The sequence below is a fragment of the Shewanella loihica PV-4 genome (assembly GCF_000016065.1).
Taxonomy (GTDB): Bacteria; Pseudomonadota; Gammaproteobacteria; order Enterobacterales; family Shewanellaceae; genus Shewanella; species Shewanella loihica.
Genome location: NC_009092.1, coordinates 1,967,939 through 1,994,306, shown reverse-complemented (window position 1 = coordinate 1,994,306; position 26,368 = coordinate 1,967,939). Strand labels below are relative to the sequence as shown.

30 protein-coding genes and 1 riboswitch are annotated in these 26,368 nt (G+C 53.8%); of the genes, 4 read left to right on the top strand and 26 right to left on the bottom strand.

Annotated features, from left to right (window positions below; all coding sequences use genetic code 11):
- Positions 1-15 precede the first annotated feature (15 nt).
- Both SHEW_RS09030 and SHEW_RS09025 read right to left on the bottom strand, forming a co-directional pair.
- Positions 16-621 carry a GNAT family N-acetyltransferase gene (locus tag SHEW_RS09030; RefSeq protein ID WP_011865543.1) on the bottom strand — a complete coding sequence of 202 codons (606 nt, stop codon included), beginning with the start codon at positions 619-621 and terminating at the stop codon, positions 16-18.
- Between the two features lie 247 nt (positions 622-868).
- Positions 869-1,372 carry a GNAT family N-acetyltransferase gene (locus tag SHEW_RS09025; protein ID WP_011865542.1) on the bottom strand — a complete coding sequence of 168 codons (504 nt, stop codon included), beginning with the start codon at positions 1,370-1,372 and terminating at the stop codon, positions 869-871.
- A 76-nt stretch (positions 1,373-1,448) separates the two neighbouring features.
- Here SHEW_RS09025 and SHEW_RS09020 point away from each other — a divergent pair, with 76 nt between their 5' ends.
- On the top strand, positions 1,449-2,066 hold the full coding sequence (locus SHEW_RS09020; protein WP_011865541.1) for a hypothetical protein: 618 nt from the start codon (positions 1,449-1,451) through the stop codon (positions 2,064-2,066).
- A 40-nt stretch (positions 2,067-2,106) separates the two neighbouring features.
- Positions 2,107-2,838, top strand: coding sequence for an oxygen-binding di-iron domain-containing protein (locus tag SHEW_RS09015; RefSeq protein WP_011865540.1), 732 nt, complete (start codon positions 2,107-2,109; stop codon positions 2,836-2,838).
- Positions 2,839-3,095: 257 nt separating this feature from the next.
- Here the strand turns inward: SHEW_RS09015 and SHEW_RS09010 are convergent, their stop codons facing one another.
- The 22 genes from SHEW_RS09010 to bioB all read right to left on the bottom strand — a co-directional run bounded on the left by SHEW_RS09010 (position 3,096) and on the right by bioB (position 21,393).
- The gene (locus tag SHEW_RS09010) at positions 3,096-3,644 is read right to left on the bottom strand and encodes an NAD(P)H nitroreductase (RefSeq protein ID WP_011865539.1); all 549 of its coding nucleotides are present in this window, start codon (positions 3,642-3,644) and stop codon (positions 3,096-3,098) included.
- Between the two features lie 95 nt (positions 3,645-3,739).
- On the bottom strand, positions 3,740-4,330 hold the full coding sequence (locus SHEW_RS09005) for an HvfX family Cu-binding RiPP maturation protein (protein ID WP_011865538.1): 591 nt from the start codon (positions 4,328-4,330) through the stop codon (positions 3,740-3,742).
- A 270-nt stretch (positions 4,331-4,600) separates the two neighbouring features.
- Positions 4,601-5,740, bottom strand: coding sequence for a phosphotransferase (locus SHEW_RS09000; protein WP_011865537.1), 1,140 nt, complete (start codon positions 5,738-5,740; stop codon positions 4,601-4,603).
- Between the two features lie 39 nt (positions 5,741-5,779).
- Positions 5,780-6,427, bottom strand: coding sequence for a nicotinamide riboside transporter PnuC (pnuC, locus tag SHEW_RS08995; protein WP_011865536.1), 648 nt, complete (start codon positions 6,425-6,427; stop codon positions 5,780-5,782).
- A 43-nt stretch (positions 6,428-6,470) separates the two neighbouring features.
- On the bottom strand, positions 6,471-6,731 hold the full coding sequence (locus SHEW_RS08990; protein WP_011865535.1) for a YkoF family thiamine/hydroxymethylpyrimidine-binding protein: 261 nt from the start codon (positions 6,729-6,731) through the stop codon (positions 6,471-6,473).
- 64 nt (positions 6,732-6,795) lie between these two features.
- The gene (locus tag SHEW_RS08985; RefSeq protein WP_011865534.1) at positions 6,796-8,937 is read right to left on the bottom strand and encodes a TonB-dependent receptor; all 2,142 of its coding nucleotides are present in this window, start codon (positions 8,935-8,937) and stop codon (positions 6,796-6,798) included.
- Between the two features lie 72 nt (positions 8,938-9,009).
- A riboswitch (TPP riboswitch) is annotated at positions 9,010-9,130 on the bottom strand.
- 128 nt (positions 9,131-9,258) lie between these two features.
- Positions 9,259-9,648, bottom strand: a complete 390-nt coding sequence (locus SHEW_RS08980) for a YcfL family putative periplasmic lipoprotein (protein ID WP_011865533.1) — start codon at positions 9,646-9,648, stop codon at positions 9,259-9,261.
- A gap of 30 nt (positions 9,649-9,678) precedes the next feature.
- Positions 9,679-10,143, bottom strand: a complete 465-nt coding sequence (locus tag SHEW_RS08975; RefSeq protein ID WP_011865532.1) for a PaaI family thioesterase — start codon at positions 10,141-10,143, stop codon at positions 9,679-9,681.
- Entirely contained in the window at positions 10,140-10,637 is a 498-nt protein-coding gene (locus tag SHEW_RS08970; protein ID WP_011865531.1) for a PaaI family thioesterase, read from the bottom strand. Before SHEW_RS08970 ends, SHEW_RS08975 begins: the two co-directional genes overlap by 4 nt.
- Before the next feature lie 30 nt (positions 10,638-10,667).
- Complete coding sequence (gene hinT / locus SHEW_RS08965; protein WP_011865530.1) at positions 10,668-11,018, bottom strand: purine nucleoside phosphoramidase; 351 nt, start codon at positions 11,016-11,018, stop codon at positions 10,668-10,670.
- Between the two features lie 262 nt (positions 11,019-11,280).
- Positions 11,281-11,832, bottom strand: a complete 552-nt coding sequence (locus SHEW_RS08960) for a hypothetical protein (protein WP_150099958.1) — start codon at positions 11,830-11,832, stop codon at positions 11,281-11,283.
- A 230-nt stretch (positions 11,833-12,062) separates the two neighbouring features.
- Entirely contained in the window at positions 12,063-12,911 is an 849-nt protein-coding gene (locus tag SHEW_RS08955) for a CsgG/HfaB family protein (RefSeq protein ID WP_011865528.1), read from the bottom strand.
- A gap of 2 nt (positions 12,912-12,913) precedes the next feature.
- Positions 12,914-13,333, bottom strand: coding sequence for a curli assembly protein CsgF (locus tag SHEW_RS08950; protein ID WP_011865527.1), 420 nt, complete (start codon positions 13,331-13,333; stop codon positions 12,914-12,916).
- 14 nt (positions 13,334-13,347) lie between these two features.
- Positions 13,348-13,815 (bottom strand): curli production assembly/transport protein CsgE, encoded by a 468-nt coding sequence (locus tag SHEW_RS20940; protein WP_011865526.1) that lies wholly within the window; start codon positions 13,813-13,815, stop codon positions 13,348-13,350.
- Positions 13,812-14,438 (bottom strand): LuxR C-terminal-related transcriptional regulator, encoded by a 627-nt coding sequence (locus SHEW_RS08940; protein ID WP_011865525.1) that lies wholly within the window; start codon positions 14,436-14,438, stop codon positions 13,812-13,814. Before SHEW_RS08940 ends, SHEW_RS20940 begins: the two co-directional genes overlap by 4 nt.
- A gap of 161 nt (positions 14,439-14,599) precedes the next feature.
- Positions 14,600-15,136: a hypothetical protein gene (locus SHEW_RS08935; protein WP_049766512.1), complete on the bottom strand. Its 537-nt coding sequence runs from the start codon at positions 15,134-15,136 to the stop codon at positions 14,600-14,602.
- Positions 15,137-15,555: 419 nt separating this feature from the next.
- Positions 15,556-15,906 carry a tetraheme c-type cytochrome CctA gene (cctA, locus tag SHEW_RS08930; protein WP_011865523.1) on the bottom strand — a complete coding sequence of 117 codons (351 nt, stop codon included), beginning with the start codon at positions 15,904-15,906 and terminating at the stop codon, positions 15,556-15,558.
- A gap of 338 nt (positions 15,907-16,244) precedes the next feature.
- Positions 16,245-17,108 (bottom strand): protease HtpX, encoded by an 864-nt coding sequence (gene htpX / locus SHEW_RS08925; protein ID WP_011865522.1) that lies wholly within the window; start codon positions 17,106-17,108, stop codon positions 16,245-16,247.
- Between the two features lie 316 nt (positions 17,109-17,424).
- On the bottom strand, positions 17,425-18,138 hold the full coding sequence (gene bioD, locus SHEW_RS08920) for a dethiobiotin synthase (protein WP_011865521.1): 714 nt from the start codon (positions 18,136-18,138) through the stop codon (positions 17,425-17,427).
- Between the two features lie 15 nt (positions 18,139-18,153).
- Positions 18,154-18,984, bottom strand: coding sequence for a methyltransferase domain-containing protein (locus SHEW_RS08915; protein ID WP_041406607.1), 831 nt, complete (start codon positions 18,982-18,984; stop codon positions 18,154-18,156).
- A gap of 185 nt (positions 18,985-19,169) precedes the next feature.
- The gene (locus SHEW_RS08910) at positions 19,170-20,318 is read right to left on the bottom strand and encodes an 8-amino-7-oxononanoate synthase (RefSeq protein WP_011865519.1); all 1,149 of its coding nucleotides are present in this window, start codon (positions 20,316-20,318) and stop codon (positions 19,170-19,172) included.
- 22 nt (positions 20,319-20,340) lie between these two features.
- Positions 20,341-21,393, bottom strand: a complete 1,053-nt coding sequence (gene bioB / locus SHEW_RS08905) for a biotin synthase BioB (protein ID WP_011865518.1) — start codon at positions 21,391-21,393, stop codon at positions 20,341-20,343.
- 149 nt (positions 21,394-21,542) lie between these two features.
- On the opposite strand from bioB, the gene bioA reads away from it, so the two are divergent.
- Positions 21,543-22,883, top strand: a complete 1,341-nt coding sequence (gene bioA, locus SHEW_RS08900; RefSeq protein WP_011865517.1) for an adenosylmethionine--8-amino-7-oxononanoate transaminase — start codon at positions 21,543-21,545, stop codon at positions 22,881-22,883.
- Between the two features lie 163 nt (positions 22,884-23,046).
- Entirely contained in the window at positions 23,047-23,469 is a 423-nt protein-coding gene (locus SHEW_RS08895; RefSeq protein ID WP_011865516.1) for a globin domain-containing protein, read from the top strand.
- Between the two features lie 30 nt (positions 23,470-23,499).
- Here SHEW_RS08895 and oleD read toward each other — a convergent pair whose 3' ends face one another.
- Both oleD and oleC read right to left on the bottom strand, forming a co-directional pair.
- Positions 23,500-24,621: a 2-alkyl-3-oxoalkanoate reductase gene (oleD, locus tag SHEW_RS08890; RefSeq protein ID WP_011865515.1), complete on the bottom strand. Its 1,122-nt coding sequence runs from the start codon at positions 24,619-24,621 to the stop codon at positions 23,500-23,502.
- Between the two features lie 6 nt (positions 24,622-24,627).
- Positions 24,628-26,319, bottom strand: coding sequence for an olefin beta-lactone synthetase (gene oleC, locus SHEW_RS08885; protein WP_011865514.1), 1,692 nt, complete (start codon positions 26,317-26,319; stop codon positions 24,628-24,630).
- Positions 26,320-26,368: the final 49 nt, after the last annotated feature.

Sequence of the window (26,368 nt, the reverse complement as noted above, 5' to 3'; positions counted from 1 at the left end):
GATATTATGGTTAACTTATTGGTTTTCTAGATACTGACGCATTCGAAACTTAAGGTTTTGCTTCACGCTTGGCCACTCTGAGGCGATGATTGAGTAGACCACAGTGTCTCTGATGGTGCCGTCTTTCAGAATGCGATGATTGCGCAGCACGCCATCTTGCTTGGCTCCCAGGCGGGTGATCGCCTCGCGCGAGCGCTGATTGTGCCAGTGGGTGCGAAATTCCACCGCAATCACATCTAAGGTCTCGAAGGCGTAGGTGAGCAGCAGGAGTTTACACTCGCTGTTGACCCCGGTGCGCTGGGCGCTCTTGGCATACCAGGTATGGCCTATCTCTATGCGTCTGTGGGTCTGATCCCATGACATCAGGCGGGTACAGCCGACAATCTCACCTGAATGTCTGTCTCTGACGGCAAAGGCCAAGGCCTCACCGCGTTGCTCGCTGGCCAGAGCCTGCTCGACATAGGTCTTCATCTCATCGGGATGGGGCGCCGAGGTGTACCAGAGGTTCCACAGCTCGCCGTCGCTGACCGCGATGGACAAGGCGGGAATATGCTCCTCCTGCAGCGGCTCTAACACCACACGCTCACCACTTAAACAGCCTCTCAATGCGTCCTGACTCATGTTGATGCTCCAATGGGTTTGTTATAGCAAAGCCATATGACCGATAGATGAAATTGCCTGTCTAGCCTGCGGCCCTGTTTACTCGCGATGACCTTTTTACAAGACTGCTTTTTACAAGACTACTTTTTACAAGACTACTTTTTACAAGACTACTTTTTACAAGACTGTGACCAGATAGTTTCTAAGTTTGCTTACAAGCTAGATCACGAGATTGCTAATACACACGCTAACAAAATAGCCAATTTAATTAAAGTGTTATCTTGTAAAGTAATACTTCGTCGCCCTCGCCCCAGGCGATAAGCTCCTGACACTCGAAGCCGAGCTTCTCAAGCAGTGCCCGCGAGGGGCCATTGCGTTCTTTCACTATGGCCAGCAGGCTGCTGAGCCTGAGCGCCTTAGCATGGGCAAGCACGGCGCGGCTGGCCTCAACCGCATAGCCTTTACCTAAAAATTCCGGCAACAGTGCATAGCCAAGGTCGATACCGGGCAGCTGCTCGCGATTGACCAGACCGGCCACGCCCACTGGCTCGCCACTTTGCCTGAGTTCGATGCAGTACATGCCATAGCCATGTTCCTGATAGCTGTTAATCGGCCCCTCGATGAGATGATTTTCAGCCTGCGCTAGGGTGCGCACGCCGCGATCGCCTATGTTATCGACAAAGCCCTGACTGTTGAGCAGGGTCAGCATAAAGGGGGCGTCTTTTACTGTCATTTCACGTAAGACGAGACGCTCTGTTTCTAGGGTAAGCAATTCATTCTCCTAGGTTACTTTCGCATTGGGTGATCTCGACTATACTGTGATTGGTTCTACATAGGAAGTGGTTCTAATGACACAACACGCGCCGAAAATCAGTCAATATCATGTCATTGCGGCAGTGGTCGCCGCCGAGCTCAATCAGACACTTAGCTACTGCAAACAGATAAATCTCACCGCCAGCAATGCCCAGGCAGCCTCGGCGCGGGTGGGCAATGCGGCGCTCGGTTTCAAGGCGTTAACCGGCTTTATCGACGATCTGGCCTCCTACACTATGAAAGCGGCCACCGACATCAACCAACTGGCCCACCAGGCCAGTCGTCTCGCCACCGAAACAGCCCGTGCGGCAGTCGCACTCAATCATTTTCAGCAGGCGAAACTCAAGGCCAATGGCGCGCCATATGGCGATACCATCAACCCAGCCGTTGCCGCCACCCAGGCCCACCACAGCAAGTTACAACAGGAGTTTGATCGCCTCATCGACAAGATGGAAAACCAGCTGTTTGAGCTAAAACGCAACCTGCGCACCGCCAACATACTGGCCTCCATCTGCCGCATCGAGGCCTGCCGGGTCGATACCGCCAACCAGACCATATTTAACGACGTGGCCAACCGGGTGGATGATGTGGCCCAGTTGATCCGCCGCCGGGTTGACCATGCCATTACCCTGTTTGGCAACACTGCCCCCTGATCCCCCTTTTACCGAAAAGCTAACGACAAGGAGTCGCACCATGAAGAGTGAGCTGATCATCGAAACCCCTACCCACAAATGGCTCTACTTCGGTCGCGACCCCGAAAAACCCGATAAGATCATCGACACCAACCAATACATGGTGGTGAGTAGCCATCACGCCCTGTTGATGGATCCCGGTGGCATTGAGCTGTTTGCGGCCATGCTGGCCAACATAGTCAAGCATATCCCTCTCAGCCAGCTGACCCATCTGTTTGCCTCTCATCAGGATCCGGACATCATCTCCTCCCTCGGCTTGTGGGATCAGACCCTGCCCAAGGCCAAGCTCTACTCACCCTGGCTATGGGAGGGGTTCATCCGCCACTTCGGCATGAATAACATCAGCTACGAGCCCATCGCCGACAACGGTGGCAGCGTGAGCCTAGATCAAGTTGAGCTGCAGTTTATTCCCGCTCACTACCTGCATGCCTCGGGTAACTTTCATGTTTACGACCCAGTGACTAAGGTCTTAATGAGCGGCGATATCGGCGCGGCGCTGGAAGATCCCCAGGCCGATATTTATGTGGACGATTTCGAGCAACACTGCGCCAAGATGGCCTACTTTCATCAGAGGTGGATGCCATCAAACCGTGCCAAGAATGACTGGATAAAGCGGGTGCGTAAGCTGGATATTCAATACCTCTGCCCTCAGCACGGCAGGATCTTCCGCGGCCCTCAGGTAAAGCAGTTCCTCGACTGGTTCGAGAATCTGAATGTGGGTGTTGGGGTATAGATAGGAATAGAGGTAAGAGTAAGATAAGAGTATAGAAAAGGCGTTCAGATAGGGGCTAGCATCAGCGTCTAGCTTCCCTCTTTTGACAGACAAAAAAATGCCCGCAGCAAGCGGGCAACACAATCACTTAGGGTGAAAACCTTGCATAGGTAGGATGCAGGCTCCCCTTCACTTTGCCAGTTTTTACTGCCCTGTAAACCCGACCAAAGTCGAAGCTATGGTACCTGGCTTCACAATTTCGTTTGCTATCACCCTTATCAGAGGTAACGCACCGCCGAGTCGGCCGATTTCTGCGGCTTTAACGGCGCCTTCACCGCGGGCGTGCCCAGGTAGAGGAAGCCCACTATCTGATCTTGCTCGCCCAGGCCCAAGGCCCGATGCAGATGACGATTAAAGGCCAAGGGGCCGGTGCGCCAGATGCCGCCCAGTCCAAGAGCGAAGGCGGCCTGCTGCATCGCCATACAGGCGCAGCCCGCGGCGATATGCTGCTCGAGTACCGGCACCTTAGGATGCTCGGTTACCTTGGCCACTACAGTGACCACCATGGGGGCGCGCATCGGCATGTTGGCGGCCTTAGCGACGGCAGCCTCATCGCCACCCTCCTTTTCCATCGCCTCCACAAAATGGTCAGCAAGGCGCGTTAGGCCATCGCCCTCGGCGACGATAAATTCCCACGGGGTGAGGCCTGCATGGTCCGGCACTCGCACCGCGGCGTTTAAGATCTGTGTAAGCTGCGCCGCATCGGGCGCCGGGGCGACTAGTCTGGGGCAAGACTGCCGTGTCAACAGAAGTTCGATCGCATCCACAAAGATTATCCTGTCATTAATACCGAACTCGAGGGTAGCAAATTGGCAAAAAAAATCCCACTAAAACAGTGGGATTTACACTTGATGACGCCGGGTTAAGCCTTGGGCTGATACTTGCGGGCAATCCAATAATCCAAGCTGGTATAGCGGCCGCCGCCGATGATCAACAAGGCAAACAGCATAAACAGATAGGTAACGGCAAACTCGATGCCGTTGTTAAGGATCACAAAGTTACCCGAGGAGGTCAGCCACTCATAGTGACCATGTTCCTGCAAAAGAGACTTGGCCGCCGCGAGCTTCTCCGCCGAGGCCATCACCTGCTCATTGGCCAGCCAGGAGCTGGGATCGGCGATCGCCAACCAGCCGTTTTTCCAGTGCACGCTAAAGGCTGCCACCGCCATGGTGACCATCAAGGGGATGGAGATCAAACGGGTGGCCAAGCCAAGGATCAGCAAGAAGCCACCGACAAACTCGCTGCCGGCCGCCAGGGCCACCATCACCTCGGGCATGGGCAGACCCAGGCCCCACTCGGCGTTACCAAACCAGGCCGCCGTGTCGCTAAAGTGGGACAGCTTGTTGTATCCTGCCTGCATCAGCACTGGCGCCAGATAGAGCCTAAGTGCCAAGGCGGCGACACCGTCGAGCTGGGCGATCCCCTGGGTAAATTTAGCGTACAGTTTCTGCATAACCTCACTCTCTCATTATTTTGTCATTACCTAATAGACCCTTAGCTAATCATTTAAATTTCAGCAAGGATCAACAAAGGTAAAAAACCTATGTCCTGAACGAGATGAGATAGGCGAGATGAGACAAGCGAAACGAGACAGGTAACTTGAAATAAACGAGGAAATAGAGCGCAATCAGAAACCTTGCGTTAGCCCTGACGGATCAACTGAGTCAGAGTAACAGAATCGGATTTACCAAGTCGGAAAAAGAGTCGGACGACCAAAGACGCGTTAACCCACCAGCACCATGAAGTCATCGAAGCATTGGAGGTAGTCACTCACGCTATGTGGCAGGCTGGCATCTGACTCGCCCTGCGTCTGCGGCACTGTCTTCTCCACTGACTGTAGCACTGTCTTCTGCACAGTCTGCTTCAATATGCCCTCACCCTGGCTCGCCATCAACAGTGCCCAGCAGGCAGCGAAATACCAGTAGAGCGCCAAGGCACTGGGAATGGCCGCGAGCGCCTTATCGTTGAGCTTGGGATGATCATTCAGATAGCCGAGGATCAGGCGGTGGCGCTGCTCACTAGAGAGTCTGTGGGTTGCCAGCACGCTGGCAAGATCCACCAAGGGGTGGGAGCTACAGGCGTATTCATAATCGATACACCAGAGCTTCCCCTGGCTTATCAAGAGATTGTGGGGGTTGAGATCCCTATGGCTATACTGGGGCGCCAACGCACAGGCATTTAGCTGCTCGAGCACGTCATCGACCCGCACCAGGTGCGCCTTAAGCGCTTGCCATCGCGTCTTCCAAGGCTCGAGATAGGATATGGGCAGATCCGTGCTCCCTACCGCATCAAGACTGGCTTTATCTGTGCTAGCCGCATCTAGGCTTTCGGCAATCATCTCTAACTGACCAAAATAGCGCCGCCACTGCTCAGTCACCGAAATGGGATTCTTGGGCAACGGCAATTGAGCTAGCCCCTTGAGTAGGTCCAGCAGCAACACCTCGGCATCCGGCCGGCTGACGCACTCTTCCTGCAGCGGATGGGCGGGATTGGCCGTCATCAAGCGGCTCCAATCTTCGCCTGTGTCGATGAAACGGCTGAGATAGCAACTATTGCCCGGCGCCACATACAAGAGCGCTGGCGCGAGGCCATGCACTTCTGCCAGGCGCCAGTTGGCCACCTCATGGTCGCGGGCGCTGATCTGGCTGCTGGCCTGACTGTTGACCCGCAGCACCAGGTGCTGGTTATCGCGGCTTAGATGATAGTTTTGGTTACTCAGTCCCCGCGAGAGCACCTGTATCTGTGTGCTCTCATCCAATGGACAGCCAAGATCTGAGAGCCGCAACTTAACCGCCTCGGGAAGGCTGCCTATCAGGCGCGCTAGCAAGGTGCTATTCGCGCCAGCACTACCGTCAGCCGACATCAGATCACAGCCTCGACGAACAGTACGGCAAGACTCGCCTTAGTCATAGGAGTAGTCACCCTGACTTGGCTGCTGCATGCTGGTACGCCATAGGAAATAACCCCCTATCGCCATGCCTACATACAAGATGAACAGCATAGAGGTGAGCATCAGTCCCTTGTTGAGATAGAGGTAGATGGACACAAAATCGATAACCACCCAGTAGAGCCAGTTCTCCAGCACCTTGCGCGCCACCAGATAGGTGGTCATCACCGCAAAGCAGCTGGTTGCGGCATCCAGATAGGGGTACGATGCCTGAGTGTGGGTCGCCATCAAATGGCCGACCACCAGGGAAACCACAGTTGTCGCGACGATCAGATATAGATGCCGCCCAAGCGACCAGCTGACCACCTCGACCCCTTGATCTTCACCGCCGCCATAGCGCCACAGCCAGAAGCCGTAGCCAGCCATCGCCATGTAGTAGACGTTGAGCAGCGACTCCATCAGCAGGGAGACCTCCCAAAACAGCAAGGTGTAGATGGCGGTGCTGACAAAGGCTGCCGCCCAGCACCAGATGTTGCCGCGCATCGCCAGTGCCAGATAGGCCAAAGCCAAGACCACGGCTACCGCCTCCCACGCCGTCATGGCATTGGCCTGCTCGAAGGCCTGGGTCAAGGTGCTAACCAATGCGGACCAGAAATCTATCATAGGATGTGTGTTGCTCCCCGTATACTAATCGCGCCCTAAGGCCCTATTCCTGATGGGACAGGTTCAGCTCGCCACCGATAAACTTGACCACGAAGACTGCCTTGCCCCACTTCTCATGAGCGGCTTCCATCTCGGTGGCCAACATCTGCATCACCTCGCCATATTCGCCGCACACCTGAGTGGCCATGGCATTGGTGCGGCGCTCGATATTGGCGTAAGTGTCAACCCGGCCGATGAACCACTTGATGGGATCGATATAGTTATCCTTGAGGGGATACATGCTGATTTCAGCGGTTAATTTCATCTTAACTCCTTAAGGGGGCGAGTCCTACCCGCCCCTACAACGATTAGCAATGGCAAAGCGCCAATTACATAAACTTGACGTTAAGCGTGACCCCTAGCTGACGAGGGTCGCCATAACGGATATATTGCTTATCGGCCCAGCCGTTATCCGGCTCGTTACCGAAATAGAAGCCGCGCACGCCATACTTCTCATCAAACAGATTGCGTCCCCAAAGGTAAGCCGACCAGGTCTCTGTCTCGTAGCCGACACGGGCATTGAAGATAGTATAGGGCTCTGACTTAGAGTCGTTGCTGTCTGAGTAGTAGAACTCGCTCTTACCACTGGTGGTCAGGTTGGCAAACCAGCCCAGATCGCTACGATAGGTCGCGCCCGCGCTATAGGTAAGATTAGGTGAGTGAGCCAGCTCGCGGCCAGTGAGATCCACCAATCCACCGTACTTGTCCTGGTAGGCGTAATCGCCGTAGGCGGTCTCTAGCCAGCCTAGCGTGCCGTATAACTTAAGATTATCAGTGGCATACCAGTTGGCTTCCAGCTCGGCGCCATAGTTGTGAGAGCTACCGGCATTTTCGACGTAGAGGATGAACTTCTGTGGCTCGTCAGGGTTTTGCTGTGAGGCGGAGACCTGCTGATCGCGTCTGTCCATGTAAAACAGCGAGAAGTGGGTGGTCGCGTCGCCATCTAGCCACTCTGACTTGAGGCCCAGCTCATAGTTGTACAGAGTCTCTGCCTGGAACTCCTTTTTATCGCTAAGGGAAACCGGCAGTGACATGTTAAAGCCACCCGCCTTATAGCCACGGGCGATACGGGCATAGGCCTGTTGGCCAGGACTCAGGGTCTTGCTCAGGGCAATATGACCGCCCCACATGTTCTCAGAGGGATCGAAGGCATCTTTGTCCGAGTCGCTGTAGTCGCTCTCGCGGCGCTCCAGACGGGCACCCACTGACAACGCGTAGCCATTGCCTAAGTCGCTGTCTAACTGCGCAAAAACTGCCAAGTTAGTCGCTTCATATTCGGCAAGCAGTCTGTCTTCCCAGCCGTTATAAATCTCAAGAGTGTCGTTGTCTTCTGTGAGTCTCAGACCATAGACGCCCACCAACCAGTCGGTGCTGCCATCGAAGATACGTCCCGCCTCGGTGGAGCTTAGACGAAACTCCTGAGACAGCGTGGTTCTGTCACCCAGCTTGTTCCAGGTGTAGTCGTATTGACAAGGTTCACCCTCGCAGCTGCGGGCCGCCCAAAACTCTGGGTTGGCCCAGTCACCGTCGTAGCCGTGATGCGTATCACTCTGAGCCATTGAGCTTAGTGAGACCAGCTCGAAGCTGTCGGCGCCCGAGTAGGTCAACTTAAGCGAGCCACCCGTGGTGCGCTGCTTGTCGACACCCGGCTCATCTGTGAGGGTATCGAAACCGTTGTTGTCCAATGTCCAGGCATCGTAGCCGTTGTTAAAGTCGGCGTGCATCAGGCTGAGATCGGCCACCAGATCGTCAGTGGCATACCAGCGCAGCTTAATGCGGCCTGTAAATTCATCTCTGCCGTTAGTGTCGTCACGGCCCAGATAAAGGTTGTCGCGATAGCCGTTCTGCTCATGTTGCTGCAGCGATACGCGGTACAAGAGCTTACCCGAGTCAGTCAATGGGCCAGAGCTGAAGCCGCTATAGGTGCGCAGGTTATCGTCACCCAGTTGCAGCTCGGCGCCATGCTCGAATACCGAGGTAGGATCGTTACTCTTAAGATAGATGAGACCGGCTAAGGCGTTGGCGCCATAGCGTGTACCCTGTGGCCCGCGAAGCACCTCGACCTGCTGCAGATCATACATGCTGGAGATCATCCCAAGGCCCGACATGTCGATGTCGTCTATGATGTAGCCAACCGAAGAGTTAGGTGCACCCTGATACTCCTCCTGCTCGCCCACACCGCGGATCTGGAAATATTTCGCCCGTGAGCTACCCCCAGACCAGTTAAAATTGGCAATGCCGTTGAGTACGTCTTCAAAGTGCTGGGCGCCCTCGTCCTCAATTTGCTGTTGATCTATTACGCTGATGCTAGAGGGCATCTTGTCCAGGCTAGACTGGCGAAAATCGGAGGTGACGACTATCACTTCCATCTCGTCGTTGGCTGGCGGCGTATCGCTCGCCATCAGGCTGGTATGAGTTAACGCCGCCGCGACGGCAAGGGCGATGGGTGAATAAGATTTTAATGTAAACATAGGACCTCAAATCAATATTGAGATCCGGCACTTAAGAAAGCGAGAAAGAATGCACAGACAGATTGTGTTAAATCTAGTGATGTGGCCCATTCCTACGCCGGTATTAGCCGGATCAGGTTCTAAGGGTTCGTCCCGCGGACATCTCAGTCAATCGCTAAGCTATGGCTTGGCGTTAACACCCCTTGGCGAGGCCGATTATACATGACTCATACAAAGAGTTGACATATTTAACGCAATATTTGCGCGTGATCCATAAAAAAACGCCAGCATTGCTGACGTTTTCATCAAATCATTCGCCCGACTCATTCCTGAAAGCGATTTTTAATTGGAAATGGCCTCTCGCACATAGAGTTCACAACGTACCGCTGTGGCATTAGGGGACAGCGCAGTCACCTGCATCTGCTGTTTGCCGTGAAGCTTAAGGGACTTCCAACTCACCCCCTCATCCTCTACCGTCGCGCCATTGATATCGTACCAGGTGAACTTATATTGCAGGCGCTGATCCTTTGGTGACTTGCTGATGATGGTGCCGCGCGCCCGCAGGAAACCCGCCTCGGCTTGGGTGGTCACCGCGCTGACATCCACGTCTGAGTGGAAGGAGCCGTTATCGACCCGCACCTCACCGGTGGAGCTGATCATGATGCCGCCGGTATGGGGCGCACAGGCGCTCAGTCCCAGCAACAAACAAGCTAACACTAATCCTTTGTTCATCACTATTCTCCTTACGCTACACCTTAATATCTATTCGATCAGAAAATGGGCACGGGCGGTGGCAATCAAGGCCTTACGGTTGGTTTGCCAGCAGTTGATGTTTACGTTCGCCACGCGGCGTCCCTGACGGGTGATCTTACACTCGGCGAAGCTATCTCTGTGGTGGCCAGCCCTCAGGTAATCGATTGAGAAATCGACGATTTTGGGCACCTTAGTGGTCTGCATGAACACCATCAGCTGAACGATCGCCGACATCTCCATAAATCCCGCGATCACACCGCCATGAATGGCCGGCAGGGTTGGGTTACCGATATTTTCATCTTTCTTCGGTAGCTGAAACACCAGCTCGTCGCCGAAGCGCGCCACCTGCATGCCGATAAACTTAGCATAAGGAACATGCGCCAGCAGGTGACCAAAATCGTTCAGCTCCGTGGCCTTCTTAACGATATCTTTAACGTTTAATGCCTGATTGGCTTCTGGCGTGACCATGGTCATTTTCCCTCTCCCATCAGAGCCTGTCTGAAGGCGTCCCCCACCATCTCAGGGCTGATACGCATGAAAGAGCCCACCGCATGGGCGATAGGATCGTCGATAGAGTCCTGATAGGCGATGGCGCGGGTAAAGGCCACGCTCGAAGAGAGCTTGTAACACTCGGCAAAGCCATAGACGCTCTTGTTAGGTTCGGCGGGTTTCATGTAGTCGACCCGCAGATCCAAAGTCGGCGACAACTCCAGCGACTTGTACTTATCGAAGATGTTGCAGACCACGGCTGTGCCGCAGGCGGTATCCATCAGGGTGGTGATCACCCCGCCATGTATCACGCCTGTGTCTGGGTAACCGATAAGCTCACTGCTGTAGGGCAGCTCGATCAGCACATGCTGCTCGCTGGCTTCCAGTACACTGAGCCCAAGACGGCGACACTGCACTAGCTGACCGACGAAGCGGGTCGCCAAGTCTGTCAGCGGGAAAAAATCAGGGTTTGTCTTCATTACTCTACACAGTCCAAGAATCGTCTGGGATTAACGCGACACTAGCGGCCCCAGGAAATCGCCGCCTAACAGGTGCATATGGATATGGAAGACTTCCTGACCGCCATGCTTGTTGCAGTTCATGATGAGACGATACCCATCCTCTGCGATGCCGGCTTCATCAGCCAACTTAGCCGCTACCGTCATCATGCGCCCCAGGGCCTTCTCGTCCGATGCCTTGACATCATTAACAGTCGGGATCAGATGGTTTGGGATGATCAGAATATGGGTTGGCGCCTTGGGTTGAATGTCACGAAAGGCGGTGACCAGTTCATCTTGATACAGGATGTCGGCGGGAATTTCGCGTCTAATAATTTTACTGAAAATGGTCTCTTCGGCCATTGCACTATCCTCGATATGACGTTAATCCTGTCAGTATACTCACAAATAAGCTGTTTGTGATCCATCATATAAATAAAGGAGTTAACTCAATCAACGAGTGATGATTTTTTAGCTCGGAGAATGAAAGAGCCCACCTGGATAACCAAGTGGACCCTATGAAAAGCGGGGGCTATGAAAAGTGGGGGCTGTGAAATTAGGCGGCAGCGTAATTAGCAGCACGGCGCTAAACACGGCCGGTCACCCCATCGATGTTAGCGACTATTTAATCGAATGCTAATCTATCGCTGTTCAATTGATCTTGCTGCTTGAGCTGCTTGAGATCCTCGCGCTCCGCTTCGATCTGCAGTAATTTGGGCGCCTTGAAAGTCAGCTTGAGATAAGCATCTTGGCGGGTCTTGGCCACTTGCTCTAGCGCCACATTGGTGCCATCGTCGGTAAAGCCATACCAGCGCTTGCCGTAGCAGCTACCCTGCAACACACATTTATAAGAGCTCATCTCACTGCCAATGAACTCTGTGGTTTGATAGCCGGTATCGACTAGCGATTGCTTAATAAAATTAAAATCTTCTTTATAGTCATCATCATACAAACCATAATTTCTGCTTGTCATGATGACTTTTAACAGCCCATGTTGCCTATCGGCAAAAAGCACATAATCCTTGGCTAGAGACAAAGACTTAGGCAGTGAATGGGTTTCAACCCTAAGCTCATCTCCCTGGCGTTTGACCTCGCCATACTGGCTGACATCCTCACCCCAATCAAGCCCAAAAGGCGCCATTCCATGTGCATAAAGCGGCGCTAACACTACTAACAATGCTAACTTCTTCATCGTACCTATTCAGCAAGTCAAAAACTTGACGAATTCTACCCTATTGGGCTGCGACACGAAACCAAACTCAATTAAAAACCTATAAAAAATAAAAGGTTAACCAAAGTTAACCTTAAGTAATATAGATGTTAAATTTGAACCCACCGGCATCACACAAAAGTACTAGGCGCTATGCATACATGCATAGCAAAGTATGACACAAAGCAAAAACAGCCTCAGCTTTGATTGATTTTTGCTCGCACCCTGGCCTCGGAATGCGCTTCTAACCAATATTTTTGTAACACTGGACTGCGCAGACCACTGGGCTGATCGGCTAAATTCCAAGCACCTTTCCAGATCCCATCGGCAATCATATGCACCACCGCACTTTCGATGGCCGATGCCACACACAGACTCACAGGCTCGTTTGAGGTATAGCCAAGCTCAGACTCAAGCAGCTCCTGGGCATCGATAAACTTAAACACCCCGGCGGTGATCTCTTTGGACAAGATAGACTTAGTGGTGGTCACGCTACTCAATAATCGGCCGGTGCGAATATCAACCGCCCTCAGGTTGACTGTCACAGTATCGACACGAAACTGAGTTGCCGCGCCTATGCCCAGGTAGCGGGCCCCCGCGCCACCGGTTCTGACATTGGTGTCATAGGCAACTATGCCTCCTTCCATCAGGATCTGCGCCGAGTTCAGCTGAGGCAGCTTGTTGGCATCACCGTTAAGCCCGGCCCTGACAATCTTACGTTCGGTAAGTAGATTCTGCAGCCCCTCGCGCTCGACGGGAATAAACCAACTGGAATCATTCAATGCCTGAGCGAGAAAAGCGGTGCCACTCTGGGGCACGGCGGTAGAAAAGTTACTCGACGGAATTGGCTTATATTGACCTGTCTGATCGCGAAAATCATACACGGCGGCCAGCATCACCCCCTGGGGCGCAGGCAGATTAATGAGATCATAGTAGCTCTCGCCCTTGGGCATCAGACTCGAAGAGGCTTGCACCTGTTCAAGTTCATTGGTGCTAGAACAGGCCGAGAGAAATAACAGGCCAGCGGCCATCAACAAAGGTTTCATCGTTAACCACCCACACTCGAACTGTCGCTCAACCCACCAACTTCGATCACCGTCGTTTCGCCGGTCAATAGATCGGTGATATGCACCAATAGCATGCCATCTTCGTTGACCACTTGGATCTCGAAGTCCGTGGTCTTGAGATAGCCCTCACCGCCATTGGCCGCATCGTTAAAGAGTTGGCTCATCAGACGAGACTCAAGGGAACTTGCCATGCGCTCGAGGGCACTGGGGGGCGTATAACCTGAGCCGCCCTTATGATCGTTCTGCGCCGAGGCGTTCGCCAGCAGGTAGGAGCCATTAAGATAACTGCCACCAAAATTGGGGTTCACTGGGGTATAGATAAGCTGTGTCGCCTGAGAGCTCAGGCTGAACGTAGCCGCCAATAGCAGGGCTATCGGTCGAAAAGACTTAGCTTGATTCATTGAAAATGTCCCTATTAGAATTCATCAGGCGCTAAATCGGGATCCAACCACTGAGCCCAGCTAGCCTGTTTCTTGTTTTGCTTCAATATACTGTCGACGCGCCTGGCCACCTGCTCTGCCAGCTTATCCAACTGCCGGCTCGCCGGTGACACCACAGTCACAAAGATAGGTTTGCGATTGTGTAACACGCTGATCTTGCTACCACTTCGCGCAGTAGCTAGCTCGACAATACTCAGTCCACCGTGCTCCGTCATACCGCCGATATCTCGATAGGCGGCAACAAATTCACGATAAAATCTGTGTCCGACGCGGGTCATCGCGCGGTTGAGGATCAGTCCATCGATGAGATCAGACTCCAGCCTGGGCGGTGCGTCACTCGTGCTCTGCGCCGCCAGCTTGCTGCCTTCGTGGACATCGGGCACCTGACAATAAACAGGAGCCGAGAAGGCCGCTAACAGGAGCAAGCGGCCCAGATATTTCACTGCTGAACCTCATGCAGATGAGTCTGTGCCCAGGCAATAGCCTGTCCACGACTTGAGACACCAATCTTTCTAAACACACGATAGAGATGCGTCTTGATGGTGCTCTCGCTGACAAACAACTGATTGGCGATATCCACGTTAGTGCTACCCGAGAGTAATGCCTGCAGCACCTCTCGCTCACGAATCGTCAGGTTGTCGGCGCCGTCGAGTTGCTCCTGATCCGCAGAAGCCGACAACAAAGCATGTGGGATCACCGTCTGGCCGCGTAGCACATTGGCTAAGACCTTGCCTATATGCTCAAGGGAAGCATCGCCATAAAAGACGGCGGCGGTAATGGGGGAAATTAAGAATCTTGCATCTATCTGTTTCGGATAGTGCAAGAATACCACGCGGGCGCTGTGGCGCTTCTCGATCTGCTTTTGTACCTGGTAGGCACGCTGCACATCTATGGTGGCGAGATCGATAACAACCAAAGAGTAATTCCCTTCACTCATAGTCACTTCAACACTCTCTGGGGTGACCTTAGCCAGTTTAACCAGAAACTCCTGGGGCCAACGCGTCTCCAACAGATCAATCAACAGTTGCGATCGCGATACCACTACCCAATTTATCACTTTGAACATCCTGCTCACTCCATGTCGCTAGTTATAAGCGTATTCCATTAAACCGACACATATAATAACAACTATAGAATTAAAAATAACATCTTAATTGCGCCAATTTTATCAAGCCCTACCAGAATATCTGTTTGAGGCGAGCTCCCTTCACCTTATCTTTCATCGCCTTACTGCTGACGATAACCCTGAGTCACGCTTGCTCGCTGTGCATTCCCCCATTGAGTCACAATCACCCCATGACCCGAACCGTTTTGATAGATGCTGACCTCATTGTCATAACCGCTCTGTTGCACATAGGCCTGGTTATCACTGCCCCGCTGCTCAGCTACCAGAGACAGGTTCGCTCCAAGTTGACTGGCGATCAGACTGTTGTTGACCCCAACCTGCAGCAGGCTGGCCTCTATCGCCTCCCCTTGCTGCAGCAGATACGCCTGATTGCCGATCCCCTGCTGCTGCAACTCAGCGCTGTTGGCCACCCCAAATTGCGTAAACAAGGCGCGATTCGCCTCGCCGCTTTGGGTGATGTCGGCCTGCAGCGCATCCCCAAGCTGCATGATGCTAGCATTATCCCCCTGGGCCAACTCATCAAGACTACTGAGGTCATCGGCCCACACAGGCAAGCCAGCAAAAAGCATCGCTAACAAGAACAATCGGCTGATTGCCTGACGCCAGGCAAAATGCCCGGCCTTAAAGACTGCTTGCATCAAATTTGTTTCCATCCGTGGCGCACCTATCTGTTTTTATGGCCAAGATTATCTATCTAAGACGAAGGACTTACGTCCACAAAGAGTATTAAGTCCCGCTAGACAAAGTATCTATTCCGGCAGTAGACCTAATACTTTTCTACTAATGGAAAATCTCAAAAGATTGGATCTAGAGATGAGGGCGGCGATAAAGCCCGCAGGCTAATAAAGGCTTATCAGCCATATACCCGCCTTTTGGCAGAAACTGAGCACCGTTGGCATGGGCTAATGGAATCGATTAATGATAAATGGTGAGTTGAACTCGAATATCCGGCTAATATTCCAGTCACGAGTAATAGAACAGAGATAGAGTTGCCGATGGCAGATACAAAAACACCGGCAAGTTGCCGGTGTTTGTCGATTATCCTGTAATGAAAATCTTATTTCTTCAATACAGAGTCTGCGGTGCGGCCATCGTCGTGGCAGCTATCACAGGCTGGGCGATCGCCCACGTTTGAATCGTGCGGTGCGTGACAGTCGGCGCACATCAGATTACCGTCGTGTGGCTTATGCACTGCGTCCATCTCGGCTAGCGTACCGTGACAGCTTTGGCACTGCTCAAATTCGTGAGCACCATCGGCAGATGGTTCACCATTGGCGTGACACGCTTCACAGCCTTCCATCTCAGCATGCATCTCTGCAAGTTCTTGAGGCTCAGCCATTGCCGCTGGAGACAAGGCTAGCGCCGCCAAACCAGCACCAAATAACGCACTTAGAATTTTATTGCTCACGATAATTTCCTCTCTTATGTTTGGCGATGTGGGTGTAGTTGTTATATCCCATCGTGCCTTGTTCCTGATTGCACAACTTAGCTTAAAATAGCTAAGGTTTTGCAAATAGGCAAATTTCTCTTGCGGGCATACTAACAATAGCAACTGCTTAAAAATGTGCACTTAATCAAATATCTATGCCGCAAGCCTCATACTCACAGATAAACATGATCTGCGTCACACTACTGCTATGCAAATGAGCATTTCTCATTGCCACTCAGAAAAACAAAAATCGTAATTGCAAAGAAAAGATACAAAAAACGGGAGCCTAGGCTCCCGTTTTATCAATCGACAATCGATTATTGTGCGCGCAGTGCTTCGATACGCTTTTCAAGTGGTGGATGGCTCATCATCAGTTCGGCCATCGACTTCTTACCATTGATACCGAAAGCCGCCATCTGTGCTGGCATGGCACCGGTTTCTGGGCCTTGACGCAATCTGTCCAGCGCCGCAATCATCTTATGCTTGCCTGCCAACTGAGCGCCGCCGGCATCGGCCTTGAACTCACGAACACGTGAGAAGTAAGCCACTATCATCGAGGCCAGGATACCAAACAGCATATCCAACACGAAGACCACTGCCATGTAGGCAAACATGCCCAGGCCTTCGCCCTCTTCGTCGTTGCTGGCAACGAAGTTATCGATAATGCTCGCCACCACGCGGGCCGCAAAGATCACGAAGGTGTTCACCACGCCTTGAATAAGCGTCAGAGTCACCATGTCGCCGTTGGCCACATGGCTCACTTCGTGGGCCAATACGCCTTCGATCTCATCTTGCGTCATGCCGTAAAGCAGTCCGCTACTGACGGCGACCAGCGAGTTGTCCTTGCTAGGGCCTGTGGCAAAGGCGTTCAGCTCGGGTGACTGGTAGATGGCCACCTCAGGCATCTTGATGCCCGCCTGCTCAGCCTGACGCGCAACGGTATCGACCAACCAGCGCTCCATGTTGTCGCGCGGTGTGGTGATCACTTCACAGCCCATGGTCTTCTTCGCCATCCACTTAGAGATCGCTAAGCTGATAAAGGCGCCGCCGAAACCGAAGATGGCGGCAAAGACCAATAGTCCGCCCATGGTCGAGGTGTTAACCCCTAAAATAGACATCACAATTGAAGCGACCAGCAAGATTGCCATGTTTGTCGCGATCAATAAGAAAATACGCTTCATGTAAGCTCCTATAAGCCCTGTATGAGACACCCTATGTGTCATCAGCCTCTCTTAACGACATAATATGTCCGATAAGTCAGAGTTCAAGGGTTGAACGTAAAAATTTTTTTGGTGGGTACGATTGAGTGCGCAGCCACGCCAAAAAGTGTAGACCTTGGCGTGGAGTCTAGAAGCCCTATATTAAGCCAATCTTAAATTTATCGGCTTTGGCGGGATAAACCGTTAATCTTTATTAATAATTACTCCAGCAATCAGAGAGTGGCGTTTTGTTAATCAAAGGCTCTCATTCAACAGGCGCTATTGATGCGAGAGTTGGCTAACCTTGACCTAGTGCCAGCTTGGTAAGATCTAAGTATTGCGCCGCGTTTTGGCTAGAACATTCAGTAAGATGTGGGATGACCCCGAGACATGGAGCGTCCATCAAAGCAGTAAGCGCCAAGAGGTTCTCGTCAGTCACCTGCATATCGGGATCGACGCAGTTTGCTACCCAGCCAGCTATCTTTACCCCATCGGCCTGAATCGCCTCTTGAGTCAGCAGTGCGTGGTTGAGGCAACCCAGCTTAACCCCGACCACCAAGATCACCGGCAGCTGCAGATCGATTGCCACAGTGGAAAGAAAGGCCTGTGGATTAAGCTTACCCTGAACGCGAAGCGCATGGTTAAGCGGCAGCCGCCAGCCACCCGCCCCCTCAACCAAGGCAAAATCCACCTCATCGAATGGCAGCGTCTTAAGGTGAGCCGTGACCAGATCAGCATTAAGAGTCACGCCTACCTGCTTGGCGGCGATATGCGGCGCGATGGCAGGCTTAAAAGCAAAGGGGTTCACTCTTTCATAGGCAAGTTTCACATTGGACTGAGCCATCAATGCCAGGGCGTCGCTGTTTCTCAGCCCTTCAGACGTCGGCTCACAACCCGAGGCGATGGGCTTGACCCCTAAGGTGCTGCCTTGTTTGCTCGCCAGATAGAGGAGTGAGGAAGCCACCAAGGTCTTGCCACTGTCGGTATCTGTGCCGGCGATGAAATAACGCATGAACCCTTTCCTTAACTAGCCTCTGCGGCTCGCATGAATAAATAAGATTTGATAGGTCAAGGGAAGTCCCTCTGGCTGACGCATTTTTTCGGCGCGCTCACAGAGGGCCAACCAATCCTGACGCCCACGAAGCCTAGGTGGCGGCTTACTCACTGAGCCCTGGGTATCATCTGGGCCGTGGGAGGCATCTGAGTCCTGAGTGACATCTGAGCCTTGAGAGACATCGCTTCCCATAGCGGCAGAGGCGCCAACCCCCTTGATGGAATAGAGCAGCGTCTTAAGATCGTCGAAATGCACCCGCAGCGGCTCCACCGAATGGTGTTCAATTTGCCAATGGCTATCACTGAACCCATCAAGCAGCGTCTGGGCTTGCTCGAAGGCATTAACCCTTAGCCCGAGCGCGTCGAGCTCAGAAAGGCTACCATCGACGACGATGGCGAGATGGCATTGACTGCCGGGCTTAAGCACCCTGGCAAGCTCACCTATGGCCGTCTTGATATCGCTGCACCACTGCAGCGCTAGGTTTGAGTAGAGGGTGTCTATGCTGGCATCTGATAGGGGCAACGCCTGGGCATCGCCGCACAGCGCCTTGTAGCTAGGAAAACTTTCGAGCATCTGCGATAGCATGCCGGGGGCGATATCCAGCCCCAGCACCTCATTAAGACCTGGCGCCGCGGAAAAATCTGTACCTGGACCACAACCGATATCTAACAAACGTCCGATGGGCGTCATCTTGGTCCTCAGCCTCTGCGCGCTGAGACGCTGCACCTTGTCATGCTCCTGATAGTGCTTAGCCGCCTGGGAGAACTGCCGCGCTATCTTATCTGCACCAATCGCCTCTTTCATACAGTCTTTACCCTGCACATTCTGCACTTCACTTGGCACTGAACTGGGTATTAGGCTTGACAATGAACTGGGCGTTAGGCTTGGCATCTTGATCGACATATTAGTGGGCACATCTTTGGCTAATTCACTACACACAGAATCAGACTTCCTCTGGAAAAATAAATCACTTTCTAAGCCTGTACCACTTAATCTTGCAAGGCTCGCTGCAACTGATCGGCCAGGGCCTCGAGTTCTGCCTGGGTATGATTCACATTTAAGGTGATCCTGAGCCTGGCGCTCCCCTGAGGCACGGTCGGTGGCCGAATCGCTCCCACCCAGAAACCCGCGGTCTTTAACTCACGGTTGACCTTGGCAAGCTTATCGATATCCCCCACCACCAGCGGCTGTATCGGGGTATGACTGCCAAGCAGCCTAAGCCCCCTCGCCTTCGCGGCCAGCTTAAAGGCCTCAATCACCTGAGCCAATCTGTCTCTGCACTCACCGTTTTTAATCAAATTCACCGCCTTGAGGGCCACATGGGCACTGGCCGGCGACAAGGCGGTGGAATAGATATAGTCCCTGGCATGGGCCACCAGAAAATCGATACAAGTATTTGAGCCTAAAATCGCCGCGCCTTGGCAGCCAAGGGCCTTACCGAAGGTAACGATTTGAATATCACAGCAGCTGGCATCAACCTTGTTGTGCCCGCCCAGTGGCAGGACGCCGAAGCCGTGGGCATCATCGACGATCAACCAGGCATCATTTGCCTGTGTCAGCTCGTAGAGCTCATCTATGGGCGCCAGATCACCATCCATGCTGAAGACGCTCTCTGTCACCACCGTCAGCGGCTGATGCTTATCCACCAGTCGCTTGGCCGCACCCAAATCGTTATGGGCGAAGCGTTTTAACTGGGCGCCGCTTTCCAACAGGCCGTCGATCAGGGAGGCGTGGATCAGCTTATCGGCCACCACCACACTCTCCTTGTCCAGCAAGGTCTTCATCAAGGCTGAATTAGCGCTAAAGCCGCTGCTAAAGAGCAAGGCCGCCTCATGGCCGGTAGCCTCGCACAGTGCCTGCTCGAGCGCCGCATGGGCATCGCTATAACCTGTGACCAAGGGCGAGGCGCCGCTGCCGACGCCGTATAATCTCGCGCCCTCACCCAGCGCCTCGATAAGCTCAGGTGATTGACTCAGGCCCAGATAATCATTGCTGGCAAAGTTATGCTTGATGCTTCCCTGATGCACTAAACGGTTAGCACTGCCAACCGATTGAGTCAGTAGCTGACGACGCCTAAGCAGCCCGCTTTGTTCCGCGCGCTGCATCTTGTCATCGATTTTCTGCTGAAGCCGGCTCATATGAAGTTACTCGCTGGACGAGTTAGAGCGCCGCCGCATCGTAGAAAGGCTGCGAGGCCTTGTCTTTAACGGCCTGTGCCTTGGCAAATACCGCTTTATCCTCTTCGACCGTGCCCGCCTTGCCCTGCTCGGGATGAAGCCCCAGGCGCTTAAACAGCGTCATGTCTTCATTCTCTTCCGGGTTACTCGTGGTCAACAACTTACAGCCGTAGAAGATAGAGTTCGCGCCGGCAAAGAAACACATGGCCTGTAGCTCATCTGTCATCTTCTCACGTCCAGCCGACAGGCGGACCCGTGACAGTGGCATCACGATACGCGCCACGGCGATGGTGCGCACAAACTCTAGCGGATCCAGATCGTCTAAGTTTTCAAATGGGGTACCGGCAACCTTCACTAACATATTGATGGGCACAGACTCGGGATGCTTGGCCATGTTGGCCAGTTGCTGCAACAGCCCGGCGCGATCGCTCGCCTGCTCGCCCATGCCGACGATACCGCCCGAGCACACCTTCATGCCGGCGGCGCGCACGTTATCCAGGGTGTTGAGCCTGTCCTGATAGGTACGTGTGGTGATGATATCGCCATAGTATTCTGGCGAGGTATCCAGGTTGTGGTTGTAGTAATCGAGTCCTGCGTCGGCCAGATCTTTCGCCTGGGACTCGCTAAGCATCCCCAGGGTCATGCAGGTCTCCATGCCCATGGCTTTCACTTCGCTGACCATATCCTTCAGATACGGCATGTCGCGCTCATGAGGATTACGCCAGGCGGCGCCCATGCAGAAGCGTGACGCGCCGGCAGCCTTGGCGGCGCGGGCCTCGGTCAGCACCTTCTCAATCTCGATCAGTCGCTCTTTCTCAAGGCCGGTATCGTAGCGGGCACTCTGAGGACAGTACTTGCAATCCTCTGGGCAGGCGCCGGTCTTGATCGACAGAAGGCGTGAGATCTGCACCTCGTTGGGGTCGAAATGCTGGCGATGAATGCTATGGGCCTTAAACAGCAGGTCATTCATAGGGAGCGCAAAAAGTGCTTCAATTTCATCACGTTGCCAATCGTGACGTAAGGCTAATTCGGACATTGATTACCAACCTTCAAGTTGCTATTTTGAGCCGGAATGCTTGATTTCCGGCGACATTTATCTTGCTTAGCATACCCTTAGGCCTTAATCTGTCAACGCTAACCAGTTAAACCGGTTTACTAGCGGTTAAAAAATAATCAGGATTTTTTATGTCTGCGACGACCCAGATCGACCACCAATTCGACCGACAACATATCTGGCACCCCTACACCTCCATGACCCAGGCTCTTCCTGTCTATGGAGTGGTGTCGGCAGAGGGGTGCGAGTTGATCCTGGATGATGGCAGACGCCTAATCGATGGCACCAGCTCCTGGTGGGCCTGTGTGCACGGATACGGCCACCCCTATATCCTGGAGGCGATGCAAAAACAGCTCTCGACCCTCAGCCATGTGATGTTTGGCGGCATCACCCACCCTAGCGCCATCGCGGTGAGCAAGAAGCTACTTGCCATGACCAGCGATAATCTTACCAAGGTGTTTCTGGCCGATTCGGGCTCGATTGCCGTCGAGGTGGCGATGAAGATGGCACTGCAATATTGGCAGGGACGCGGCGCGCCAAGCAAGCAGCGGATACTCACGGTGAAGCATGGCTATCATGGCGACACGTTTGCGGCGATGAGCGTGTGTGACCCAGAAGGCGGCATGCATACCATGTTTGGCGAGGCGGTGACTCAGCAGCTGTTTGCCCCTGCCCCCAAGACCCCCTTCGGCGAAACCCTGATCGCAGACGATCTCGAGGCGATGGAGGCGCTGCTGAACGCCCATCACCAGACCATAGCGGCGGTTATCATAGAGCCCATCATGCAGGGCGCAGGTGCCATGCATTTCTACAGCGCCGACTATCTGAAAGGGCTACGTGCGCTGTGCGATCGCTACAAGGTGTTGTTGATCTTAGATGAGATAGCCACAGGCTTTGGCCGCACCGGTAAGCTGTTTGCCTACCAGCATGCAGGTATTGAGGCGGATATTCTCTGCTTGGGTAAGGCGCTCACCGGCGGTTATATCTCGCTGGCTGCCACCCTGTGTAGCGACGAGGTGGCCTTAGGGATCAGCGACTCCCCCTCTGGCGTCTTTATGCATGGCCCCACCTTTATGGGTAACCCGCTGGCCTGCGCCGCCGCCAGTGCCAGTCTGGATCTGATCAATCAACACCAGTGGCCCGAGCAGGTAGCCGCCATCGAGCAGCAGATGAAGCAGGAGTTAGCGACGGCCAGCGCAATCGAGGGAGTAAAAGCGGTGCGTTGTTTGGGCGCCGTTGGCGTGATTGAGATGACCCGCAGCGTCAATACCGCAGCATTGCAACAGGCCTTTGTGGATCGCGGCGTCTGGGTGCGCCCATTTTCGAGCTATATCTATATCATGCCGCCTTACACTATTAGCGCACAGCAGCTTAGCCGCCTAACCCAGGCGATGCTGGAGGTCGCCGCCATCGCGGGGGCTGAGGCGAAAGCATCGAGAGGCGATGAGGCGAGCTTTATCAGCCACGGGTAACCCAGCTTTCCTCTGTTTAATTTTACGGGCGCAAGATTGCGCCCTTCCACTCCCGCTGAGCTATAGTTAGCCAAGGCGTGCCGATTCGATTAAGTCTCATCACGCTAACTAGCGCTCCAGCAAGTCACACTCAACAGGCTCAATTCAGAAAACCGGGAAAGCTATGCCTCTCACCGACGAGCAAAAACAGCTTATTCAAAAGTCCTTTGCCGAGATCAATCGGCAAAACAGCAACTTTGCTTCGCACTTCTACGATTGCCTGTTCGCCATGGCACCCTTGATCCGTCCCATGTTCCAGAGCGAGCGGCCGGTATTCGAGTATCATTTCAACGAGCTCATCACCACGGCCGTTGCCAAGGTGCATCAATTTAACGAGGTCAAGCCTAAGCTAGAGGAGCTGGGACGAAAGCATCTGGATTACGGCGTCAATATTAGCCAATTTGAGGTGGTGCGCGCGGCCTTGTTGCTGTCGATTCAGGATTGCCTGCGAGACGCATCCAGCCCGGCTATCGAGCAGGCCTGGTCATGCTATTACGATGAGATTGCCAAGGTGATGATTGCCGCCATGCAGGAGGCGGCATCCTGATCAGGCAGCCGTATCTCGCCTATCTTAATCTTATACTTTTTCCTGCTTCAGCCAGTTGCTTAACTGCACCATCCCCTCATCGATCGATACCAAGGGGCGATAGTTGAGGTCGCGCTTGGCCGCGGAGATATCGAAATAGTGACAGGTAGAGAGCTGTCTGGCCACGAAGCGTGTCATGATGGGCTCATCGCATTTGCCCAGCAGGCCATAGACCCCTTCTAACAGGGCGCCGGCCAGATAGGCGACGCTGGCGGGTACCCGCTTCTCGACCTTGGGCAGCTCGGCACAGGCCAAGATCTTGTTGAGTATAACCTTCATGGTGATCGGCTCATCGTTACTCAAAAAGTAACACTTTCCGGCGCACTGCTGCGGGTTTTGCTTGAGGGTCAGGGCCGCCAGAATATGGGCGTAGGCCGCGTTGCCGACATAGATGGTATCCACCAGCTTATCGACCTTACCCACTAACTTGAGCTTACCGGCTCGGGCGCGGGCAATCACCCTGGGCACCAGATGAGGATCTTCCGGCCCCCAGATGAGATGGGGCCTAAGGGATACGGTATTTAGCTTGCCTTCAGAGGGAGAATTGGCACTCGACAATGAGGTGCTGTTTGCGGCCGTCACTCTCTGCTCGGCGATCGCCTTGGACTCGCCATAATAGTTAAGGAAACGACTGGCATAGGGCGCGCGCTCGTCTATGCCAGATTCATCTTCACCGGCAAAGGTCACGCTCGGGGTACTGGTATAGACGAAACTGTCTATATCATGGGCGGCAGCTGCCTTAAGCAGGTTGTCGCAGCCCTGCACATTGGGGGCAAAATAGCTCTCCTTGCTGCCCCATACTCCGGCCTTAGAGGCCACATGAAACACCAGGTCGCAGCCGGCCATGGCATTGGTTACGGACTCGAGATCGCAGATATCGCCGCTCACCATGTTAACGCCCATGGCTTCGAGCTCGGGATAATGCCCCCGGGCAAAGCCTGTCACGGCAATGCCCGCCGCTATGAGTCGCTGACAAATCGCCTTACCCAGAAAGCCGCCGGCGCCGGTTACCAAGGCATGGCGGCTAAGACCCGCCAGCTGAGTTAACGCCTCAAGCTCTTCAGGAAGCAGATTTACGTTGTCTGTGTGATTGGAATGCTTGGTGATGCTCACGGACGATCACTCCTTGTAGGTGGACTGCGCCCACACCGCCAGCTTCTCTCTGAAGATCTTAGCGTTATGGCGAATATCGACGGGAAAGCCCGGATGGATCAGAAAGCGGGTGATCCCCTGCGTCTGGCTATGGGCCTCGCCCAGCAGCCTAAGCTCGGTATAAAGCGCGGCGGCGTTGCTACAGCTCAGCCCCTGCTCCAGCTCGAGACAAATTAAGGGCTGCATCTCCCCTTTTACCTTTATGCCCACCAAGGCGGAACGCTTGATGTCGCTGTGAGTGTTGTAAATACGCTCGCAGGGGATAGAGAAATAACGCCGCGGCTGACCATCGACCCGGCAATCCACCCTGTGGGCCTTGCGACCGCACATCCACAGGCGTCCCTGATTATCGAGATAACCCAGATCCCCCATGCGGTGATAATGCTGACCCTGGTCATCGAAGATCTTCGCCTGGGCTGTAGCCTTATCGCGCCGATAATAGCTGGCACTCACCATGGGGCCCTGTACCACTATCTCGCCTATCTGCTCCCTTGGCAGGCAGAGATCCGCCGACCAAGTTGGGATCTCGGCCTCATCTATGTCGATGATATGCATGCTGACGCCGTCTATCGGCTTGCCGACACAGATGCCGCCGCCATTGTCTGTAACTTCGGTAGTATCAAACAGCTCGTGACTGGTTATCATGCTGAGCGGCAGGGACTCGGTGGCCCCGTAGGAGTTAAGCACGGGCGCATCACTCGTTAGCATCTCACTGAAACGCTTGATCGACGCTATGGTCGCCGGGGCGCCCGCCGAAATCACCCGTTTCAAGCTGCCAAGTTTTACCTTTTGATCCCGTGAAGTGCCCGCCTGCCCCAAGCGCTCGATAAGCGCCGGATTGACGAACATGTTAGTGCAGGCATAACGCTCGATGGCCGCAAAGATGTAATCGGGATTGGCGGTGATCGGCTTGCTGGCATCCATATCAGGCACGATCGAGGCCATGCCCAGCGCCGGGCCAAACAGGGAAAACAGCGGGAAGGTGGCGAGATCCCGCTCACCAGGCGCTATCTGATAGTCGTGCTTGAGGGCGCTGATCTGCGCCTCGAACATGCGATGGGAATAGACAACGCCCTTAGGGGTGCCCGTGCTGCCACTGGTAAACAAGATGGCGCACATCTCGTCACAATCGAGCTGAGCCATAGAGAAAGGTCCCTTGCCTTGCCCCAGTTGCTTAAGCTGCTCCAGGCTCGCACCGCCCCACAGCTTACTGCCGCCTACGGTCACCAAGTGAGTCAGGCTTGACTTGCCCCAACCGAACAGGCGTCTGGCCAGGTGGGCCTTGGGGATCCCGATAAAGGCATCGGGCTCGGCCTCTTGAAAACACTGCTTGAGGTTTTTCACCCCCATGCCTGGATCCACTAAGATAGGGACTATCCCTGCCTTGAACAGGGCGAAGGTTAAGGCAAAAAACTCCAGGCTCGGCGTCACCATCAACACCGCCTTGGCGCCGCGTTTGATGCCATAGGCATACAGGCCGTGGGCCAGGATGTCGCTCATGGCATCGAGCTTTGCAAAATTCAGCTCTTGGTACTCAAGCTGTTTATTCAAGACGCCACAGGCCTTTTGTACCGCCACCGCCAGCTCATTAGGGGCCTCTTTGGCCGCCCGGTTGAGATGACGACACAAATTGGCGCCGACTTGAATCGTCTCTGACATCCGCCTTACCTTTTTTACGTTAATGCGTGACCGTTTTTACGTTAATACG